This window comes from Tistrella mobilis (assembly GCF_041468085.1).
GTDB classification, from domain to species: Bacteria; Pseudomonadota; Alphaproteobacteria; order Tistrellales; family Tistrellaceae; genus Tistrella; species Tistrella mobilis_A.
The window spans coordinates 319,163-338,098 of sequence record NZ_CP121015.1 but is presented as its reverse complement, the minus strand read 5'-3'; the positions used below and the strand labels follow the sequence as shown (position 1 = coordinate 338,098).

The window sequence follows — 18,936 nt, the reverse complement described above, 5'->3', positions numbered from 1 at the left end:
CACATCCTTCAAAGCAGCTGCGCGGGCAGCCAGAGGGTGAGTTCGGGGAAGGCCAGCAGCAGCACCATCACCACCGCTTCGGCGAGCAGGAACCAGAGCGCGCCGCGGAAAATGGTCGGCAGGCCGATGTCCGGGGTGATCGATTTGACGGCGAAGACATTGAGCCCGACCGGCGGGGTCATCAGGCCGATTTCGATGTATTTGACCACGATGATGCCGACCCAGATCAGGTCGTAGCCCATGCGTTCGAACAGCGGCAGCAGCACCGAGATCGAGATCAGCATCACCCCGAACGGGTCGAGGAACATGCCGAGCACCAGGAAGACCACCGCCATCGCCGCCATCATCAGCACCGGCGGCAGGTCGAGCGCCGCAACCCCCGTCGCCACCGCCGCCGGCAGGCCGGTCAGGGTCATGTAGCGGGTGAGCATGAAGGCGCCGATGGCGATGAACAGGATCGCGGCCGTGGTGCGCGCGGCATCGAGACAGACCTGCCACAGCCGGCGCGGCCCGATCCGGCCCTGAAGGGCGGCGAAGGCGATGCTGGCGAGCGCCCCGATGCCGCCGGCCTCGATGGGGGAGAACCAGCCGCCATAGATGCCGCCCAGCACCACCAGCGCCAGCAGCGGCAGCGGCCACGAGGTGGTAAGCAGGTGCCGCCATTCGCCGGGGGCGGCCTTCACCTCGACCCGGGGCGCCAGCGCCGGGTTGAAATGGCAGCGGAGCACGATCATCACCGTATAGGCGATGGCGGTGAGCACGCCCGGCACGACGCCGGCGAAGAACAGCTTCGCCACCGACTGTTCGGCCAGAATGCCGTAGACGATCAGCGGGATGGAGGGGGGGATCAGGGCGGCGAGCGTGCCGGCGCAGGCGCAGACCGCGGTGGCGAGCGACGGGTGATAACCCGCCCGCAGCATCTCGGGGATCGCGATCCGGCCCATGGAGACGGTGGTGGCGAGGCTGGAGCCCGAGGCGGCGCCGAAGCCCGCGGCGGCGAAATTGGTGGCGACGGCCAGCCCGCCGGGCAGGCGGGCGAGGCCCAGCTCGGCCATGCGGAACAGACCGTCGGTCATGCCTGCCCGCCAGGCGACATTGCCCATCAGCAGGAAGAGCGGCACGGCCGAGAATTCCCAGCTGGCGGAGAATTCATAGGGCACCCGCGCCATCACGCTGATCGCCGCCGGCAGCGGCAGCAGGGCGGTGGTGCCGATGAAGGCGGCGACACCGAGTGCCAGGCCCACCGGCACGCGCAGGCCGATCAGCAGCAGGATGGCGGCAAGGGTGATGCATCCCTGAAGCACCGGGCTCATGCGCCATCTCCGGGAACAGAATGGCTCTGGATCAGACGACCGACCCCCCGGCCCAGATCGAGCAGGGCGACGAGACCGGTCAGCGCGAAACCGAGCGGCACCAGCCAGCGGCCCGGCCAGACCGGCAGTGCCCAGGCGGTGAATTCCACCCGTTCCCCCCTCAGCGTGGCGTTGAGCGCATCGTCGATCCCCCACAGGACCATCGCCACCGCCACCGCCAGGAAGATCAGGCTGGTGAAGACGGTGAGCAGCCCGTCGAGCCGGGGGCCGGCGATCATGTCGATCAGATCGACCCGGATATGGTCGCCGCGGGCATGAACGCTGCCCAGCGTGCAGAACACGATCGCCACCATGTACCAGCCGGCGACGAATTCCGTGGTGCCCGACAAGGCCAGCCCGGCCAGATTGCGGGCCACCACGTCCAGAACCACATGCAGGGCCATCAGGGCGACGGCGATCCCGCCCGCAATGCCGATGCCGTCGACCAGACGGCGCAGACCGTGCAGCGGCGGTACCGCCGGCGCCGGCGGATCATTCAGGCGGTCGGGCGTCGCTGTCATACCATCCCCTCGAAGATCATCAGGCAGCCATTGGCATGCTGCGGCAGGACATGGAAGCGGCCCGGTGCCGTGCGCACCGGCCGGGCGTCGGTGGCATCGATGCGGGCGAAAGCGGCGTCGATGTCGGCGGTGGCGAAGACCATGCCCGCCAGGCGCCGCTCCTGCGGCCCGGCGACCATGCCCGGGCAGGCCTGGACCAGCCGGTCGGCGGTGTAGATCCTGAGCGCGACCCGGCCGGGGCCGGCGGTCACCGAGACCGGATCGGTGCCGTCGATCCGCGCCGCCCACGGTCCCCGATAGGCGTCGGCCACCGCGTGCGGATCGGGGGCCAGGGCAATCACCGCGATCATCTGCCGGGCATGGTTGGCATGGCGGATGAATTCCGGCCGGGTGTAGTGCTGCGGCGTGTGATGCTGGCAGGCATTCCAGTAGAACGGCGTCTGGCCGGTCAGCGGGATGGCGACCCGGAAGGCGGGGGAGATGACCTCGCCCGTGCCAAGCGGCCAGTCGCGGCGGATCGATACCGGCGGCGGCACCCGGATGCCGGCGGCGTTCAGCGCCGCGGCGGTCGCATCGGCATCGCTGGTGGCGGTGACGGTGGAGACCGGGCCGTCGGGCGCATCCAGCACCCGGGGCATCGGCGGCGGTGCCGCCGCCGGGTCGGTCAGCTGCATGATTTCGATGTAGTTGCAGGCGCCCGGGATCATGGCGTCGAAGCAGATCAGCCGGTTGGCCAGCCCCGGCATGTCGGATCGGGCGGTGACGGTGAAGCCCAGTTCGGCGAAGCGGTCGCCGGCGACCGCAAGATCGCCGGTCCTGATCATCAGATGGTCGATATCGAGAATGCTCAAGGACGGGGTTCCCCGGAAGCGGTGGCATCGGGCCGGGCGTCGAGGCCGAGGCCGGCAAGGGTGGCGGCCGCCTGATCGAACGCCGTCGTGCCGGCGGCGAAGGGCAGGATCACGGCAATGCGTCCGCCGGGCAGGTCTTCCGCACCGATCCGGTCGGGATCGAGCCCCAGACAGGCGGCGGCGGCGCGGCGGCAGGCTTCGCGGCGCAGCCCCGGCTTGTGGACCTTGCCCACCGCCGTCATCGGCAGGCCGGGCAGAACCTCGATCCAGCGCGGAACCGCGGCGCGTTCGGCGATGGTCGGGGCGATCTCGGCCAGAATCTCCGCACCGCTGCGGCTGCTGCCGCGCTTGAGCATCACGAAGGCGACCGGCACCTCGCCCAGCCGGGCATCGGGCAGACCGACCGCGGCCCCCAGCGCCACATCGGGATGGGCGTTGAGCGGTTCCTCGATCAGCGCCGGGTCGATATTGTGGCCGCCGCGGATGATCACATCCTTGGCCCGGCCGGTGATGGTCAGGAAGCCGTCGGCATCCATGACACCGATGTCGCCGGTGTCGAGCCAGCCGTCGTCGAGCAGCACGCCCCGGTTGGCGGCGGGATCGAGATAGCCGGGGAAGACCGAGGGCGAGCGGGCGATGATCGATCCGGCGGTGCCGCGGGGCAGAAATGCCATCACCCGGCCATCGGCCACCCGCGCCACCTCAAGCGCGCACCAGGGCAGGCGCAGACCCACCGAGCCCGGGCGGCTTTCGCCGTCGGGCGGCATATAGGTCAGCACCAGCGTCGCCTCGGTCAGCCCCCAGGCTTCCTTGATCGGCACGCCGGTGCGGTCGGTGAAGCGCCGGTGAACCTCGGCCGGCAGCGACGAGGCCGACGAGATCCAGGCCCGCAGCCCGGTCTTGCCGGCGGTACCGGAAAAGCTCTGGGTCGCGGCGGCGACCACCGTGGGCGGGCCGATGGCGATATCCGGCCGCACCCGGCCGAAGATGTTCCAGAGCCCGGCCATCACCGCCGGATCACGATAGCCGCGCCGGCCCAGCTGAACCACCCGGCAGCCATGGGCGAAGGGGGCCAGCGCCCCCATCACCAGCGCACCGACATGAAACAGCGGCATGCCGTTGGTCAGCGTATCGCCGGCCCGCAGCCCGGCGCCGAAGCCGGCGATCAGGCTCATGCAGGCCAGGTTGTAATGGGTGAGCGGGGCGATCTTGGGCAGGCCGGTGGTGCCGCCGGTGTGGAAGCAGGCGGCGATGTCGCCCGGCATCGGGTCGGGGCCGGCATCGGCCGGGTCGGCGGCATCGCGCAGCGTTTCGTAATGGAGAACGTCATGCCCGACCGGCCCCGGCTCGCCCACCACCAGCACATGGCGGATGCCCGGTGCGGCGGCCAGGATGGCGGGCAGCTTCTCCCAGGTGCCGTCGTGGCCCGACGGGCCCTCGATGCACAGGATGCAGGCCCCCGCCCGGCTCAGCATGGCGCCGATGATCGCCGGTTCCAGAAAGGGGTTCACCGGCATGGTGATGCCGGCATGGGCCGCCCCCCAGCCGATTTCCACCGTCTGCGGCAGGGCCGGCAGCAGGCAGGCGACGGCATCCCGGCGCGTCACGCCCAGGCGGCGGAACAGGGCGGCGGCGCGCATCGCGCGGTCGAAGAAGGCGGCGAAGCCGATCTCTTCCGCCACCCCGTCCGGATCGGCGGGATCGGGCAGATGGCAGGCGGCGACCTGCGTGCCATGGGTCCGGGCGGCATGGGCCAGCACCGCGGTCATGGTGCGGCCGGTCAGATGATCGTCGATCGGGTCGCGTTCCAGCGCCTCGACATCGGCGAGGGTCCGGAAGGGCGGCAGATGGCGCGGCCGCCCGGCATGGCTGTCGGCAGTCATGCATCCAGCCCCGGCTTGACGATCACCTTGCCGAAGACCTCGCGGTCTTCCAGCAGACGCACGCCCTCGCGGCCTTCCGACAGCGGCAGGACCTTGTCGATCACCGGATCGAGACGGCCCGCGGCCACCAGATCCAGACAGGCGGCGATGTCTTCCTTGGTGAAACCGGTCGAGCCCAGGATCGACATCTCGGCCATGAAGATGAAGCGGATGTCGGTTTTGGGGTCGAAGCCGGCCGTGGCGCCGCAGGTCAGCAGCCGGCCGCCGCGCTTCACCGCGCGCAGCGACGGCACCCAGCTGTCGCCGCCGGTGAAGTTGACCACGACATCCCAGCCACCGCCCCGGAACAGAGAGCCGGTGCGCTTGCGGGTATAGGCGTCGATCGCCTCGGCCGAATAGTCGATGGTCTCGTCGGCGCCAAGCTCCGCCAGCCGCCGGCATTTGTCGGGCGAGCCCGCGGCCGCGACGACATGGGCGCCGGCCATCTTCGCCAGCAGCAGGCAGGCGGTGCCGACACCGCCCGAGGCGCCGAGGATCAGCACGGTTTCCCCCGCCTTCAGCCCGCCGCGGGTGAACAGCATGCGATAGGCCGTACCATAGGCGACCGGCAGGGCGGCGGCGGCCTCGTCGGAGACGTGATCCGGCACAGGGATCAGCTGATCCGCGCGGCAGATGCAGTATTCGGCCATGGCCCCGCGCCGGGTTTCGCCCATCATCTCGAAATGGCCGTTGCGATCGTCGACGAAGGCCGGGTTGATCAGCACCCGGTCGCCCGGCGCCCAGCCGGTGACGCCGTCGCCGGTCTCGGCCACCGTGCCGGCGCAGTCGCCGCCGGTGATGCCGGGCAGCTCCACCTTGATCCCCGGCATCCCGCGGCGGGAGAAAACATCCAGATAGTTGAGCGCGCAGGCGCCCACCTTCACCTTGACCCAGCCTGCGGGCACCACGGGATCGGCGATCTCGCCATAGGTGAGGGCGTCCAGCGATCCATGGGCATCGAAATACACGGCTTTCATGGCAGACAACTCCGGGCAGGGGACTGTACGCAAAACGAAAAAGGCGTCCGGATCCCGCACAATCGGGCACAACCGGCCGTGCGCCGCCGGCAGGGGGATGCCGGAGACCTGGCCAGAAGGTCGTGTCGCACGGGGGGAGGAGGATCCGGCAGCGCCACCAGGGTGCTGGATCCGGACGCCGGCGGGCGGGCCCGGGCCGTCAGGAGGGGAGGATGGCCCGGGCCTGGTGCACCGCCAAGGGGGGGTGATCAGAAGGGGTATTTGGAGAAGACGCGCTCGGTCAGGATCTGCTCGAATTTCGCGCGGTCGCCCTGGAACTCGGGCAGCAGCCGCTCGTGCCAGATCCGGAAGGTGGCAACCATGCGGTCGACCACCGCGTCGCCGTCGGCAAGGCCGCGATCGCGGGCCAGCGCCTTCAGGGCCGCGACCTCGCCATCCTGGAAACCGGCCCAGCGGCTCTTCATCGCCTCGTCACCGGGGCTGAAGGTCACCTTGTCGGCAAGCGATGCCTTCACCTGGGTATCCGGGGTGACGTAGGCATCGGTGACGTAATTCCAGACCGCGGCCGGCATCAGCTTCACGATCGCCGCCCGGTCCTCTTTCGAGATCTTCTCCCAGGATTTGCGGTTGAAGGCGATCGGCACCGCGCCGGCGATGATGCCCTGGGGCATCTCGATCACCGATTTCACCGTGTCCTGAAGGCCGTAGCTGCGGATCCAGGCAAGGCCCAGAAGGGTGCAGTCGCTCTGGCCCAGCTGGAGCGCCGGCAGGATGTCGGTGATGGTGCTGCGCACCGGCGTCATGCCGAGCGCGGTCGCCCAGCGTGCCTCGGGAGAGCCGACCACGCTGACCCGGCGGCCGGCGAGATCGGCGGCGGTGGCGGCGGGTCTGGTGCACATCATGGCGAGCGGCGAGGCCGACTGCATCAGGATCGGCACGATCCCGGCCATCTTCACCTCGTCGCGGCAGTTCTGGCAGCCGACGAAGAAGATTTCGTTGATGGCGCCCATGGTGGCATAGGGGTTGCCGCCAAGCCCGGTCATCTCGGCGATCAGCGAGGAATAGGGCAGCTGGCTGCCGGTCAGCTGACCGATGAAGAAACCGGCATCGACCACGCCGTCGCGGATGCCGTCGAAGCCGTTGGCGATCGAGACCAGCTGCCCACCCAGGATCGGCGTGAAGGCGACCCGGCCATCGGTCACCCGGGTGATGTCGGCCAGGATCGGCAGGACGCCCTGCTGGTTGGCGCTGGACCGTTCCGGCACGCCCGATCCGTAGGTGAGTGTGGCGGCCGTGGCGGGGCCCGCGGCGGGCAGGCCCAGGGACAGCACGGCCAGGGTCGCGCCCGAAATCAGGGCGCGCGTCGCCCTGCGCGGTGCAAATGCATGTCGGCGCATGTTTGATCTTCCCTGTCGAGGAGAGCGGCCGGTTCCCTCCGGCTCGTGAGATCAGTCTGCGTGGGTGCGGGAAGGAAGTCAACAATATTGACTATCTTGTGACGGTGCGCCGGTCGTGCCGCGGCGGCGCCCGCCTCAGCTCCGCCGGCGCCTGTATGCCGAAGCCGGGGCTTCGCCGTCGGGAGAGCCGACCTCGCGGGCAGCGGCGAGCAGCTCGATCAACTGGTCGAGGCGCGCGGCGCCGATCACCCGGGCGATATCGGCCTCTGCCCGCTTCAGGGCCTGAATGCCCAGCGACAGCAGCCGGCGGCCGTCTTCGGTGACGGTGACGATGCGGCTGCGGGCATCGGCCGGATCGGGGGCGAGGGCGACGAAGCCCTGTTCCTCGAAAGCCGCGACCAGCTTGCTCATCGCCTGTTTGGAAATGCCGGCGCGGGCCGCCATGTCGGTGATGGTCGATCCCTCGAAGCGCATGGTGCGCAGCACATGGGTATGGGCGGCGTTCAGCATCGGATAGCCGCTCTCACGCAGATAGTGCAGCGCGCGGCGGTCGAAGCCCATATGCACCTCGTCGAGCAGCCGGCCCAGATTCATCTGCCGGAAGCTTTCCAGCTCTTCGCCGCGCAGCACCACGCGCTCTTCACGCTCGCCATTCCGTCCGCTCGCCATGTTTCCCGTCTTGTCCCTTGCCGCAAGATAGTAAACTATATTGACGATATGCCATGCCCGCAACGGAGCCCGCAACGGAGGACATTCCCTTGGCCATGCAGATCATCCGCGACCTGGCCGACCTGAACGAGACGCATACCGCATGGCGGCGCGATCTGCACGCACATCCCGAAATCGGCTTCGAGGAACATCGCACGGCGGCCTTCGTGGCTGCGCGTCTGGCCGAGGCGGGGTTCGAGGTGACCACCGGCATTGCCGGCACCGGCGTGGTCGGCCGGATCAGCACCGGCGAGGGCGGGTCGATCGGGCTGCGGGCCGATATGGACGCCCTGCCGATGGACGAGGCGCCGGGACCCGAGGAACGGCCCTGGGCGTCGCGTCATCCCGGGCTGTTCCATGGCTGCGGCCATGACGGCCACACCATCTGCCTGTTGGCGGCGGCCCGGCATCTGGCCCGGAGCCGCAGCTTTCAGGGCAGCTTGACCGTGATTTTCCAGCCGGCCGAAGAGGGGCTGGGCGGCGGTGCCAGGATGGTGGAAGAGGGGCTGTTCGAGCGGTTTCCCTGCGACGCGGTGTTCGGCTTCCACAACATGCCGCTGCTGCCGTTCGGCACCGCCAGCGTCCGGCCGGGGCCGGCCATGGCGTCGTTCGATGAATTCAAGGTGGTGATGACCGGGCAAGGCGGCCATGCCGGCATGCCGCATACCACCCGTGATCCCGCCCTGGCGCTTGCCGAGGCGACCTGCAGCCTTCAGGGCCTGGTGTCACGCGAAGTGAACGCGAACAGTGCCGCCGTGCTGTCGGTGACCCAGATCCATGTCGGCACCACCCATAACGTGGTCGCCGATCAGGGCTGGCTGGGCGGCACGGTGCGGGCGCTGGATGAAGAGGCCCGCGCGATCGTCGAGGCCGGGCTTGGCCGCACGGTTGCCGGTGTGGCGGCGGCGCGCGGGGTGACTGCGGCGGTCGACTATCGCCGCGGCTATCCGGTGCTGGTCAATGATCCGGCCGAAACCGCGCGGGCGGCCGCGGTTCTGGCCGATCTCTACGGTGCGAATTTCCGCCCCGATTTCCCGCCGCTCATGGCGGCCGAGGATTTTGCCTTCATGCTGCAGAAGCGCCCCGGCGCCTATCTGCTCTTCGGGCAGGGCGGGGAGGGGGGCTGCATGGTCCACAACCCTAATTACGATTTTGATGACAGACTGATTCCAATGGTTGCAACAACTCTGGTGCGCCTGGTCGAAAGCCGGCTGCCCCGGTCTGCCTGAACGACGAACGGCCCCCGGTCGGGAGCCGGGGGCCGTCCATGGTCCGGGCGGACCGCAGGGGGGAGGTGCGGGGGGTGCGGCCGCTGCCCGGGGTCGGATGTGCCGTGCCGCGGTTACTTCATGGTCGGCATGGCGAATTCGGCGCCGGCGCGGATGCCCGTCGGCCAGCGGGTGGTGATGGTCTTAAGGCGGGTGTAGAAGCGCACGCCTTCGGGGCCATGCATGTGGTGGTCGCCGAACAGCGAGGCCTTCCAGCCGCCGAAGGAATGGAACGCCATCGGCACCGGGATCGGCACGTTCACGCCGACCATGCCGACCTTGATCCGGTGGGCGAATTCACGCGCCGCATCGCCGTCGCGGGTGAAGATCGCGGTGCCGTTGCCGTATTCATGGGCGTTGATCCAGCCGGCCGCCTGCTCGTAGCTTTCGGCGCGGACCACCGACAGGACGGGTCCGAAGATCTCTTCCTTGTAGATGGTCATATCGGTGGTGACGCGGTCGAACAGGGTGGCGCCGGTGAAATAGCCGTCCTCATAGCCCTGCAGGCGCAGATTGCGGCCGTCGACCACCAGTTCGGCGCCTTCGGCGACGCCCTGATCGATGTAGTTCTCCACCTTGTCGCGATGGGCGCGGGTGACCAGCGGGCCCATCTCGGCCTCGGGATCGGTGCCGGGGCCGACCTTCAGCGACTGGATGCGCGGCACCAGCCTTTCGACCAGCGCATCGGCCGTTGCCTCGCCCACCGGCACCGCCACCGAAATCGCCATGCAGCGCTCGCCGGCCGAGCCATAGGCCGCACCCATCAGGGCATCGACCGCCTGGTCCATATCGGCATCGGGCATGATGATCATATGGTTCTTGGCGCCACCCAGCGCCTGGCAGCGCTTACCGGCTGCGGTGGCGGTCTGGTAGATGTAGCGGGCGATGGGGGTGGAACCCACGAAGCTGACCGCTTCGATATCCGGATCGGTCAGGATGGCGTCGACCGCTTCCTTGTCGCCCTGGACGACGTTGAACACGCCGGCCGGCAGGCCCGCCTCGGTCAGCCATTCGGCCAGCAGCAGGGCGGCCGAGGGGTCGCGCTCCGACGGCTTCAGGATGAAGGTGTTGCCGCAGGCCAGCGCCACGGGGAACATCCACATCGGCACCATGGCCGGGAAGTTGAACGGCGTGATGCCGGCCACGACACCCAGCGGCTGGCGCAGCGCATGGCTGTCGACCTTCGTGCCGACATTCTCGGTCATCTCGCTCTTCAGCAGCTGGGGGGCGGCGGTCGCGAATTCGACCACCTCCATGCCGCGCTGAATCTCGCCCTTCGCATCCGAAAGCACCTTGCCGTGCTCGGCGGTGATCACCGCGGCCAGCTCGTCGATGCGCTCTTCCAGAATGTGCAGGAAGCGGTTCAGGATGCGTGCGCGGCGCAGCGGCGTGGTCTCGGCCCAGTCGGGGGCGGCCGCCTTCGCGGCCTCGACCGCGGCGCGGACTTCGGCGGCAGAGGCCAGCGCCACTTCGCCGCTCTGCTCGCCGGTCGCGGGGTTGAACGACGCCACCGTCCGCTCAGCCGCACCCGGCACCTGACGGCCGCCGATATAGTGCCCGATCTTCCTGACCATCTCCGCTCACCTTCGCAAGGATGACACCGGCCGGGGGGCGGCGGTGTCCTCTGATGGCGGTGATGATGGTCGACGATCCGATGCACAGAAACCGGAGATATCGAGAAGCCGTTGTGCGATATTTGAAGCCCGATCCTGAAAGAAGGTTCATGCCCCATGACGTGCACCACGCGATGAACTGGGACCATCTCCGCGTCTTCCTCGCCATCGCCCGGCGTGGCCAGATTCTGGCCGCGGCACGGGGGTTGGGGCTGAACCATGCGACCGTGGCCCGCAGGCTGGATGCGCTGGAAGCCTCGCTCGGCCAGCCGCTGTTCGAACGCCGGCCCTCGGGTGCCACGCTCACCGAGGCCGGCGAACGGTTGCTGGCGGCGGCGGAGCGGGTGGAAACCGAGATTTTCGGCATCGCCGAAGAGACCCGCGCCCAGGGGGCCGCGCCCTCGGGCGTGGTGCGGGTGGGGGCGCCCGACGGGCTCGGCACCTGGTTCCTGGCGGCGGAACTCGGCCGGCTGGGGGCCATGCATCCGGATCTGGTGGTGGAGCTGGTGCCGCTGCCGCGCACCTTCTCGCTGTCGCGGCGCGAGGCGGATCTGGCGGTCTGCCTGGACCCGCCGGCCGAAGGGCGGCTGCTGGTGACGGCGCTTGGCGATTACACCTTGGGGGTTTATGCCGCCCGGTCCTATCTGGACCGCGCGGGCGTGCCCATGACGCCCGAAGATCTGGCCGGCCATGTGGTGGTGACGGGGGTGGAGGATTATGCCTATGCCTCGTCGCTGGATTACGGCCAGGCATTGACGCGGTATGGACAGCGCGAGTTCCGCTGTGCCGGCGTGGTCGGGCAGATGGCGGCGATCCGCGCCGGGGTGGGCGTCGGCATCCTGCATGATTTCGCGGTGCGCGACGCGCCCGATCTGGTGCCGATCCTGCCCGGGCTGACCTTCCGCCGCCGCTATCACCTGCTGACCCATCCGGACACCCATCATCTGGCGCGGATCGCGGTCTGCCGCGATTTTCTGGTCCGGCGCTTCCGCGAAACCCGCGACCGCTTCGTGCGCGGCGGCTGAGCCGGTCGGATATCCTGATTGCGCAATCAAGAATAATCTGGCGAAAAATTACGAACTTCTGGTCAAGCGCCGCCGATGCGGCAGCTTGCGGCAACATTATCGGCCTTTGACAGGAAAGACCAAACCACGGGAACGGCCCGGCATCTGATGCATTACCTGTCATTCACCGCCGGTCTGCCAGCCAGGCGCAGGGGGGTGGCAAGCCCCGTGCCACCCCCGCAGGCCCTGCGACGCGTTCAGGCGATGGTCAGCGAAATGCCGCCGAGGCCGGCGATCGACCCCTCGATCGTCTGGCCCGCCACCACCGGGCCGACACCTTCCGGTGTGCCGGTATAGATCAGGTCGCCCGGCTCCAGGTGATAGAAGCGCGACAGATGGGCGATCAGCTCGGCCACCGACCAGACCAGCAACGACAGATCGGTCGACTGGCGGGTCTCGCCATCCACCCGCAATTCCAGCAGCCCCCGGTCAGGATGGCCGCTTTCGGCCACCGGCACGATCGGCGACAGCACGGCCGACTGCTCGAAATCCTTGCCCAGATCCCAGGGCCGCTGCTTCGCGCGCGCCGCCAGCTGCAGGTCGCGCCGGGTCATGTCCAGACCGCAGGCATAGCCGAAGACATGGGAGAGGGCGTCCCCGGCCGGAATCTCGAAACCGGCTTTGCCGATGGCGACCACCAGCTCCATCTCGTAGTGATAATTCCCGGTGCCGGGCGGGTAGGGAATGGTGGATCCTGACGGCACGTAAGCGAGGGCCGATTTGGTGAAATAGAACGGCGCCTCGCGATCGACCACCACGCCCATCTCGCGGGCATGGGCTTCATAATTGCGGCCGACGCAAAAGATCCGGCGGATGGGATAGCGCGCCCCGGTGCCCTTGACTTCGGCAAGCGGGGTGGGGGCGGGGTCGAACAGGCAGGTGGTCATCGGGGTTTCCTTGGGGTCGTTTATCGGGCCGGGCCGCATCATTCCGCATCCGGCTGCCGCCCCGGCGCCGCAGCGGCGAAGGCGGGGAGGGTGTCGGCGGCGGCGGTGATGCGGGTGAGCGTCGGGTAGGCGTCGAGCGGGCAGCCCATGCGGGCGGCATTGGCCAGCTGCGGCACCAGGCAGATATCGGCAAGCGTCGGGGCATCGCCATGGCAGAAGCGGCCGGTTGCCGGATCGCGGGCGAGGCGGGTCTCCAGCGCGGTCAACCCCTCGGTCACCCAATGGGCATACCAGGCGTCGCGCGCCGCCTGATCCAGCCCCAGCCGGTCGCGGAGATAGGCCAGCACGCGCAGATTGTCGATCGGGTGGATGTCGCAGGCGATGGCAAGGGCGATCGAGCGCACCCGGACGCGGCCGTCGGCATCTTCGGGCAGCAGCCGGGGCAGGGGGAAGCGCTCGTCCAGCCATTCGATGATGGCCAGGGACTGGGTCAGCACCTGGCCGTCATCGGTGACCAGCGCCGGCACCAGACCTTCCGGGTTGAGCGCCAGATAGTCCGGCGCCCGCTGTTCGGCCCGACGCAGATGCACAAAGGCCTGATCCGGCGCCAGCCCCTTCAGATTGAGGGCGATGCGCAGCCGGTACGAGGCGGAGGAGCGGAAATAGCCGTAGACCTTCAAGATGCACCTCGGGATGTCATCGGATCTCAGTGTGTCGGGCCCCGTTGCCGGGCAGGGGCACGGGGGCTATGGTGCGCTGCATCAGGCGGCAGCCGTCAGCAGGAGAACGGGCGGGCGATGGAGGCGAAGCACGAGGGGGGCGCGAAGCCGGAGGGGAGCGTGAAGGCGGGCGGCCGGCGCGGCGCCGGCAGCGAGACGCGGCGCAAGGGCATCCAGTCGGTGGAGATCGGCATCGGCGTGCTCGATGCCCTGGTCCGGCTGGGCCGGCCCAGCTCGCTGACCGATATCGCCCGCGCCAGCGGCCAGTCGGTCAGCCAGGCGCATCGCTATCTGGCGAGCTTCGTGAACACCGGCTTCCTGCGCCAGGACCCGGCGACGGCGCTGTATGATCTGCATACCGGTGCGCTCCGCCTCGGCCTTGCCGCCATGGGCCGGCTCGACATGTTCGAAGAGGCGAGCCGGGCCGCGCAGGAGCTGGTCGCCGCCAGCGGCCGCACCGTGCTGATCGCGGTCTGGGCCGAAACCGGCCCCACCATCATCCGCTGGTATCCCGGCAATCCGCCGGTCTACACCATGCTCACCATCGGCTCGCATCTGTCGCTGACCTGGTCGGCCACCGGCCGGATCTTTCTCGCCTTCCTGAACGAGGGCTTCGTATCGGACCTGTTGCAGCGCGAACTGGCGCAGGATCGTTCCGAAGGCCCGGTCGATATCGATGCGATGCGCGCCCGGATCCGGCGCGAGATGTCGGCCGCGGTGGACGGCACCACCGCGCCGGGGCTGCGTGCCTTTGCGGCGCCGGTGTTCAATCTTCAGGGCCAGCTGGTGCTGGCCCTGTCGATCATCGCCTCGCCCGGTTTCGGCCGCGACGGCGATGCCGCCGCCCGCGAGATGCTGATTGCCACCGCGCGCGAGGTTACGCATAGGCTGGGCGGGCGCTGGCCGCAGCCGGCCTGAGCAGGTCGCGCGCCGCCTTCGCATCGAAGCTTCCGGCTGCGATCATCCCGGCCGGCAGCCGGGCCCCGGCGGTGATCAGCCGCCGGCAGGCGGCCATGTCGCGGCCGGCATTGATGCCTGCCGCCCCGATCAGCCGGTCGCCGTCCAGCACCAGAAACAGCCGGCCGGCGCCGGCGGCCTGGCTGACGATCCGCGCGCCATCGGCCTCCGGCCCGGTGACGCCGGCAAGCTGGACGTTCAGATTGTACTGATCGGTCCAAAACCACGGCGTCTCGGGCGCGGGCAGGGGGTTGCCCAGAATCGCCGCCACCGCGCGTTCAGCCGTGATGTTGGCATTCTGCCAGGTTTCGCACCGCAGCGGCCGGCCATCCGGCCCGGGCCAGGCGGCGACGTCGCCGATGGCGAAGACGGCGGGATCGGCGGTGCGCATGTCGTGATCGACCACGATGCCGTCGTCGATCACCAGCCCCGCCGCCTGGGCGAGGCCGGTTTCGGGCACCACGCCGATGCCGGCGACGGCGAAATCGGCGGTGATCACCCGGCCGTCCGACAGCACGGCACTGACGCCGTCTGCCGTGTCGCTCAGATCGCGGATCCGCACGCCGGTGAGCAGGATGACGCCTTCGGCTGCGTGACGTTCGGCCAGGGCGGCCGCCACCGGCGCCGGGAAGTTGCGGCCCAGCAGGCGTGAGCCGATTTCGATCACGGTGACGCCCAGCCCTTTCTGCACCAGCGTCGCCGCGACTTCGAGCCCGATCACCCCGCCGCCGATCACCAGAACCGACCGGGCATCGACCGCGCGCACCGACAGCGCCTCGACATCCTCCAGCCGGCGCAGTTCCGCCAGGCGCGAGACCTGAAACGGCAGGCGGCGTGGCCGGCTGCCGGTTGCGAAGATCAGATGGTCGTAATCCAGCACCGTGCCGTCATCGAGGCGGACACGGCGGGCCGCGCGGTCGACGGCGGCCGCGGCGCGGCCGGTGATCAGCCGGATATCCCCGGCGGCCCAGGCGTCCTCGGGCACCAGCCAGGTCGGGCTGGTCGCCGGGTCGAGCAGCATGTCCTTGGACAGGGGCGGGCGCTCGTAAGGCGGGACCGGTTCGTCGCCGATCAGGGTTACCGGCCCGGCATAGCCCTTTTCCCTGAGCGTCAGTGCCGCCCGGCCGCCGGCCTGGCCGGCACCGATGATGACCACGCCTCCGCTCATTCCATTCAACTCCCTGAAGGACGGTGCCGGTTCATGACGATCCGGCATGGCCGGCATTCCATTTCCGACGAACCGTCTTGACGTCGCGTTGTTGCATATCATACTAAGGCTCACACGATATGCAATACAACAGGCGGCACCCGGACGCGAAGGGGCCGCCCAGGGAGGCGGGAATGGCTGAGACCAGCGCTTGCGCCCGGAATGGCCGTGTGTGGGAAACCGGCGATGCCGGCAAGGTGCCCTACTGGGTCTATACCGATCAGGACGTCTATCAGCGGGAACTTCAGCGCATCTGGTACGGGCCGCACTGGCTCTATTGCGCGCTGGAGTGCGAGATCCCCAATGTCGGCGACTTCAAGACCACCACGCTGGGCGAACGCCCGGTGATCGTGGTGCGGTCGGCCGAAGACGAGATCAGCGTGGTGGAGAACCGCTGTGCGCATCGCGGCGTGAAGTTCTGCCAGGCGCGCCAGGGCCACACAAAGGATCTGCTCTGCCCCTATCACCAATGGGCCTATGATCTGAAGGGCAACCTGGTGGGCGTTCCCTTCCGCCGCGGGGTGAAGCGCCAGGGCGGCATGCCGCGCGATTTCGACCCCGGCAATCACGGCCTGAACCGGCTGAGGGTCGAGGTGGTGAACGGCGTGGTCTGGGCCACCTTCTCTGACGAAACGCCGCCCTTCCGGGCGTATCTGGGCGAGAAGTTCTGGGCCCACTACACCCGGGTCTATGACGGCCGCAAGCTGGAGGTGCTGGGCTATAACCGCCAGCATATTCCGGCGAACTGGAAGCTGATGATGGAGAACATCAAGGACCCGTATCATGCGGGCCTGCTGCATGTGTTCTTCGTGACCTTCGGCCTGTTCCGCGCCGACCAGAAATCCGCGGTCGATATCGACGAGACCGGCCGCCACGGCATCCTGATCAGCCGCAAGGGTGAGCAGGAGGTGAACGACGTCACCGCGGATCTGCGCAATTTCCAGGGCGATCTGAAGCTGGCCGATCCGCGCATCCTGGATGTCGTGAAGGAATTCCCGGGCGAGGACACGGTGGGCATGATCACCGTCTTCCCCAGCGTCATCCTGCAGCAGCAGGTCAATTCCCTGACCTCGCGCCAGATCGTGCCCAAGGGCCCGGCCGGGTTCGATTTCCACTGGACCCACTGGTGCTATGCCGACGACACGCCCGAAATGAAGCTGCGCCGGACCCGCCAGGCCAATCTTTTCGGCCCGGCCGGTTTCGTCTCGGCCGATGACGGCGAGATCATCGAGATGAGCCAGCAGGGGTTCTCTCCCTCCGACATGGAAGAGGCGCTGGTGATGATGGGCGGCCGCGAGATCGCCCCCACCGACTACATGGTCACTGAAACCGCGATCCGGTCGATGTACCGCTACTGGCGGGAGGTGATGGGGCTGTGACCACGATGATCAGAACCGCTGAGACCGATACCGCCCTGCGCGGGCGGGTCCGCGACCTCTACGACGCCTATTACGACACGCTGGACGATGTGCGGCTGGCGGATTGGCCGGATTTCTTCCTGCCCGACTGCCTCTACCGGGTGATCCCGCGGGAAAATTTCGAGCGGGGCTATACGCTGTCGACCATGCAGGCCGAAAGCCGCGGCATGCTTCAGGACCGCGTGACCGGGCTGACCACCACCCAGATGTATGCGCCGCGCTATTACCGGCGCTTTCCGGGGCCGCTCAGGATCAGCGCCACGGCAGACGGCATCCGCACCCGCCACAATCTGCTGATCGTGCAGACGCTGATCGACAGGCAGTCGGAAATCGTGCTTTCGGCGGTCTGCCACGACCGGATCGTCGACCAGGACGGCCGGCTGTACTTCGCCGAGCGGATCGTGGTGATCGACAGCGAGATGATCCCGAACAGCCTGATTTATCCGGCGTAAGGGAAGGGGTAATCGAGGCGCTAATGATGCCGGAGTGCGATGTCCGGGGCTGTCGTTGCTCATTTCTGTACAACAATTCTACCGTCATCCCGGCGAAGGCCGGGATGACGGTATAGCTGTTGTGGCAAGGGCTTGCAGCCTTATGCCGGACATCGTCGGCCGTGTACCCCAAGGCCCTCCCTCGCCCGCCACGCCTGCAGACAAGGACGAGCCAGAATGAGCTGGATCAAGACCATCGAGACCGCGCGCCTCGCCGATGAAGGCGTGGCCTGCGCCGAAGCGGCCGGTCGCCGCATCGCCTTTTACGAGGTGGAGGGCGCGTTTTTCGCCACCGACGATCTCTGCACCCATGGCCGCGCTTTCCTGTCCGACGGCTATCTGGACGGACATCTGATCGAATGTCCGCTGCATCAGGGATTGTTCGATGTGCGCACGGGCGCGCCGTGTGGCGCCCCCTGTACGGAACCGGTGCGCACCTATCCGGTGCGGGTCGAAGACGGCGTGCTCCATGTGATGGTCGACGAGGGCTGATCCGATGTCCGCACCCCTGCCCAATGACGCCCGCGCCCAGCTGGAACGGCTCTACGAGGAGATGCGGCCGAAGAGCCTGTATCCCTTGTGGGAGGTGCTCTCGGCGCTGGTGACACCCACGCCGCGCTCGCCGGCGCAGGCCTGGAAATGGGACTATGCCTCGGCCCGCGACCATCTGCTGCGGGCGGGTGATCTGATCAGCGCCGAACAGGCCGAACGCCGGGTGCTGATCCTGGAAAACCCTGGCCTGCCCGGCTCTTCCGGCATCACGCCCAGCCTCTATGCCGGGTTGCAGCTGATCCTGCCGGGCGAGGTGGCGCCCTGTCATCGCCACAGCCAGTCGGCGCTGCGCTTCGTGATGGAAGGCGACGGCGCCTATACCGCGGTCGACGGCGAAAAGGCGGTGATGCGGCCCTTCGATCTGGTGCTGACGCCGAACTGGCAGTGGCATGATCACGGCAATCATTCCGGTCAGCCGATGATCTGGCTCGACGGGCTCGACATCCCGACCGTGCGCCATTTCGATGCCAGCTTCGCCGAACGGCTGGAGGCCGCGGAACACCCCGAGACCGTGGCGCCGGGCGACAGCACGCGCCGCTATGGCCGCAATCTGCGGCCGCTGCGCGGCAGCAGCGCCGATCGCCGGCCGGCGGCGCAGCCGTTGTTCCACTACCCCCATGCCGACTGGTCGGCGGCGCTTGCCGATCTGGCGGCGGCCGAGGCGCCGGATCCGGTGCTGGGCCATGCGCTCGAATTCCTGAATCCGGCCACCGGCGGGCCGGTGATGCCGACCATCGCCGCCCATGTCCGGCTGCTGCCGGCCGGTTTCGAGACCCGGCCGCGGCGGTCTTCCGACGGCACGGTCTATGTGGTGGTCGAAGGTCGGGGCGAGGCGAAGGTGGGCGACGAGGTGTTCTCGCTGGCGGAACGCGACCTGCTGGTCGTGCCGTCCTGGCGCGAACTGACGATCAGGGCCGACAGCCGGCTGGTGCTGTTCGGCTATTCCGACCGGGCCGCGCAGGAAAAGCTCGGCCTTTACCGCGAGGCGGTCGCAAACGCCTGAGACGGACAGGCAAAGACCCGGGACGGGCG

General features: G+C 68.6%; 18 protein-coding genes. 7 read left to right on the top strand and 11 right to left on the bottom strand.

Going from position 1 to position 18,936, the window contains the following annotated elements; genetic code table 11:
• Positions 1–8: 8 nt before the first annotated feature.
• From P7L68_RS04310 to P7L68_RS04280, 7 genes are all read right to left on the bottom strand, one after another.
• Complete coding sequence (locus P7L68_RS04310) at positions 9–1,313, bottom strand: TRAP transporter large permease (protein ID WP_371999316.1); 1,305 nt, start codon at positions 1,311–1,313, stop codon at positions 9–11.
• Positions 1,310–1,873, bottom strand: coding sequence for a TRAP transporter small permease subunit (locus tag P7L68_RS04305; protein ID WP_371999314.1), 564 nt, complete (start codon positions 1,871–1,873; stop codon positions 1,310–1,312). Before P7L68_RS04305 ends, P7L68_RS04310 begins: the two co-directional genes overlap by 4 nt.
• On the bottom strand, positions 1,870–2,724 hold the full coding sequence (locus P7L68_RS04300) for a VOC family protein (RefSeq protein ID WP_371999313.1): 855 nt from the start codon (positions 2,722–2,724) through the stop codon (positions 1,870–1,872). Before P7L68_RS04300 ends, P7L68_RS04305 begins: the two co-directional genes overlap by 4 nt.
• Positions 2,721–4,607 carry an AMP-binding protein gene (locus P7L68_RS04295; protein ID WP_371999311.1) on the bottom strand — a complete coding sequence of 629 codons (1,887 nt, stop codon included), beginning with the start codon at positions 4,605–4,607 and terminating at the stop codon, positions 2,721–2,723. Before P7L68_RS04295 ends, P7L68_RS04300 begins: the two co-directional genes overlap by 4 nt.
• Complete coding sequence (locus P7L68_RS04290; protein ID WP_371999310.1) at positions 4,604–5,623, bottom strand: zinc-binding dehydrogenase; 1,020 nt, start codon at positions 5,621–5,623, stop codon at positions 4,604–4,606. Before P7L68_RS04290 ends, P7L68_RS04295 begins: the two co-directional genes overlap by 4 nt.
• A 248-nt stretch (positions 5,624–5,871) precedes the next feature.
• Positions 5,872–7,020 (bottom strand): hypothetical protein, encoded by a 1,149-nt coding sequence (locus P7L68_RS04285; RefSeq protein ID WP_371999309.1) that lies wholly within the window; start codon positions 7,018–7,020, stop codon positions 5,872–5,874.
• Between the two features lie 135 nt (positions 7,021–7,155).
• Positions 7,156–7,689: a MarR family winged helix-turn-helix transcriptional regulator gene (locus P7L68_RS04280; RefSeq protein ID WP_371999308.1), complete on the bottom strand. Its 534-nt coding sequence runs from the start codon at positions 7,687–7,689 to the stop codon at positions 7,156–7,158.
• A gap of 95 nt (positions 7,690–7,784) precedes the next feature.
• Between P7L68_RS04280 and P7L68_RS04275 the strand changes: the two genes are divergently transcribed.
• A complete protein-coding gene (locus P7L68_RS04275) occupies positions 7,785–8,957 on the top strand; it encodes a M20 aminoacylase family protein (RefSeq protein WP_371999966.1) in 1,173 nt (390 codons plus the stop codon).
• 113 nt (positions 8,958–9,070) lie between these two features.
• Here the strand turns inward: P7L68_RS04275 and P7L68_RS04270 are convergent, their stop codons facing one another.
• Positions 9,071–10,570 carry a CoA-acylating methylmalonate-semialdehyde dehydrogenase gene (locus tag P7L68_RS04270; protein ID WP_371999306.1) on the bottom strand — a complete coding sequence of 500 codons (1,500 nt, stop codon included), beginning with the start codon at positions 10,568–10,570 and terminating at the stop codon, positions 9,071–9,073.
• Positions 10,571–10,743: 173 nt separating this feature from the next.
• On the opposite strand from P7L68_RS04270, the gene P7L68_RS04265 reads away from it, so the two are divergent.
• A complete protein-coding gene (locus P7L68_RS04265) occupies positions 10,744–11,634 on the top strand; it encodes a LysR family transcriptional regulator (RefSeq protein WP_371999964.1) in 891 nt (296 codons plus the stop codon).
• Between the two features lie 236 nt (positions 11,635–11,870).
• Here the strand turns inward: P7L68_RS04265 and P7L68_RS04260 are convergent, their stop codons facing one another.
• Both P7L68_RS04260 and maiA read right to left on the bottom strand, forming a co-directional pair.
• Entirely contained in the window at positions 11,871–12,560 is a 690-nt protein-coding gene (locus P7L68_RS04260; RefSeq protein WP_371999304.1) for a fumarylacetoacetate hydrolase family protein, read from the bottom strand.
• Positions 12,561–12,598: 38 nt separating this feature from the next.
• Entirely contained in the window at positions 12,599–13,240 is a 642-nt protein-coding gene (maiA, locus tag P7L68_RS04255) for a maleylacetoacetate isomerase (protein ID WP_371999302.1), read from the bottom strand.
• Between the two features lie 117 nt (positions 13,241–13,357).
• Between maiA and P7L68_RS04250 the strand changes: the two genes are divergently transcribed.
• Positions 13,358–14,197, top strand: coding sequence for an IclR family transcriptional regulator (locus P7L68_RS04250; protein ID WP_371999300.1), 840 nt, complete (start codon positions 13,358–13,360; stop codon positions 14,195–14,197).
• On the opposite strand, the gene P7L68_RS04245 is transcribed toward P7L68_RS04250, so the two are convergent.
• Positions 14,157–15,404: an NAD(P)/FAD-dependent oxidoreductase gene (locus tag P7L68_RS04245; protein ID WP_371999298.1), complete on the bottom strand. Its 1,248-nt coding sequence runs from the start codon at positions 15,402–15,404 to the stop codon at positions 14,157–14,159. The genes P7L68_RS04250 and P7L68_RS04245 overlap by 41 nt on opposite strands.
• Before the next feature lie 173 nt (positions 15,405–15,577).
• On the opposite strand from P7L68_RS04245, the gene P7L68_RS04240 reads away from it, so the two are divergent.
• The 4 genes from P7L68_RS04240 to gtdA all read left to right on the top strand — a co-directional run bounded on the left by P7L68_RS04240 (position 15,578) and on the right by gtdA (position 18,907).
• Positions 15,578–16,822, top strand: a complete 1,245-nt coding sequence (locus P7L68_RS04240; RefSeq protein WP_371999296.1) for an aromatic ring-hydroxylating dioxygenase subunit alpha — start codon at positions 15,578–15,580, stop codon at positions 16,820–16,822.
• Between the two features lie 5 nt (positions 16,823–16,827).
• Positions 16,828–17,313: a nuclear transport factor 2 family protein gene (locus tag P7L68_RS04235; RefSeq protein WP_371999962.1), complete on the top strand. Its 486-nt coding sequence runs from the start codon at positions 16,828–16,830 to the stop codon at positions 17,311–17,313.
• 216 nt (positions 17,314–17,529) lie between these two features.
• Positions 17,530–17,844 (top strand): non-heme iron oxygenase ferredoxin subunit, encoded by a 315-nt coding sequence (locus P7L68_RS04230; RefSeq protein WP_371999295.1) that lies wholly within the window; start codon positions 17,530–17,532, stop codon positions 17,842–17,844.
• 4 nt (positions 17,845–17,848) lie between these two features.
• The gene (gene gtdA, locus P7L68_RS04225; RefSeq protein WP_371999293.1) at positions 17,849–18,907 is read left to right on the top strand and encodes a gentisate 1,2-dioxygenase; all 1,059 of its coding nucleotides are present in this window, start codon (positions 17,849–17,851) and stop codon (positions 18,905–18,907) included.
• Positions 18,908–18,936 lie beyond the last annotated feature (29 nt).

Excerpts from the sequence above, each read along its gene's own strand:
- P7L68_RS04290 (WP_371999310.1), bottom strand. The coding sequence starts at position 5,623 with ATGAAAGCCGTGTATTTCGATGCCCATGGATCGCTGGACGCCCTCACC.
- P7L68_RS04275 (WP_371999966.1), top strand. The coding sequence starts at position 7,785 with ATGCAGATCATCCGCGACCTGGCCGACCTGAACGAGACGCATACCGCA.
- P7L68_RS04305 (WP_371999314.1), bottom strand. The coding sequence starts at position 1,873 with ATGACAGCGACGCCCGACCGCCTGAATGATCCGCCGGCGCCGGCGGTA.
- P7L68_RS04265 (WP_371999964.1), top strand. The coding sequence starts at position 10,744 with ATGAACTGGGACCATCTCCGCGTCTTCCTCGCCATCGCCCGGCGTGGC.
- P7L68_RS04245 (WP_371999298.1), bottom strand. The coding sequence starts at position 15,404 with ATGAGCGGAGGCGTGGTCATCATCGGTGCCGGCCAGGCCGGCGGCCGG.
- P7L68_RS04285 (WP_371999309.1), bottom strand. The coding sequence starts at position 7,020 with ATGCGCCGACATGCATTTGCACCGCGCAGGGCGACGCGCGCCCTGATT.
- P7L68_RS04240 (WP_371999296.1), top strand. The coding sequence starts at position 15,578 with ATGGCTGAGACCAGCGCTTGCGCCCGGAATGGCCGTGTGTGGGAAACC.
- P7L68_RS04310 (WP_371999316.1), bottom strand. The coding sequence starts at position 1,313 with ATGAGCCCGGTGCTTCAGGGATGCATCACCCTTGCCGCCATCCTGCTG.
- P7L68_RS04280 (WP_371999308.1), bottom strand. The coding sequence starts at position 7,689 with ATGGCGAGCGGACGGAATGGCGAGCGTGAAGAGCGCGTGGTGCTGCGC.
- P7L68_RS04295 (WP_371999311.1), bottom strand. The coding sequence starts at position 4,607 with ATGACTGCCGACAGCCATGCCGGGCGGCCGCGCCATCTGCCGCCCTTC.
- P7L68_RS04235 (WP_371999962.1), top strand. The coding sequence starts at position 16,828 with ATGATCAGAACCGCTGAGACCGATACCGCCCTGCGCGGGCGGGTCCGC.
- P7L68_RS04230 (WP_371999295.1), top strand. The coding sequence starts at position 17,530 with ATGAGCTGGATCAAGACCATCGAGACCGCGCGCCTCGCCGATGAAGGC.
- gtdA (WP_371999293.1), top strand. The coding sequence starts at position 17,849 with ATGTCCGCACCCCTGCCCAATGACGCCCGCGCCCAGCTGGAACGGCTC.
- P7L68_RS04260 (WP_371999304.1), bottom strand. The coding sequence starts at position 12,560 with ATGACCACCTGCCTGTTCGACCCCGCCCCCACCCCGCTTGCCGAAGTC.
- P7L68_RS04270 (WP_371999306.1), bottom strand. The coding sequence starts at position 10,570 with ATGGTCAGGAAGATCGGGCACTATATCGGCGGCCGTCAGGTGCCGGGT.
- P7L68_RS04250 (WP_371999300.1), top strand. The coding sequence starts at position 13,358 with ATGGAGGCGAAGCACGAGGGGGGCGCGAAGCCGGAGGGGAGCGTGAAG.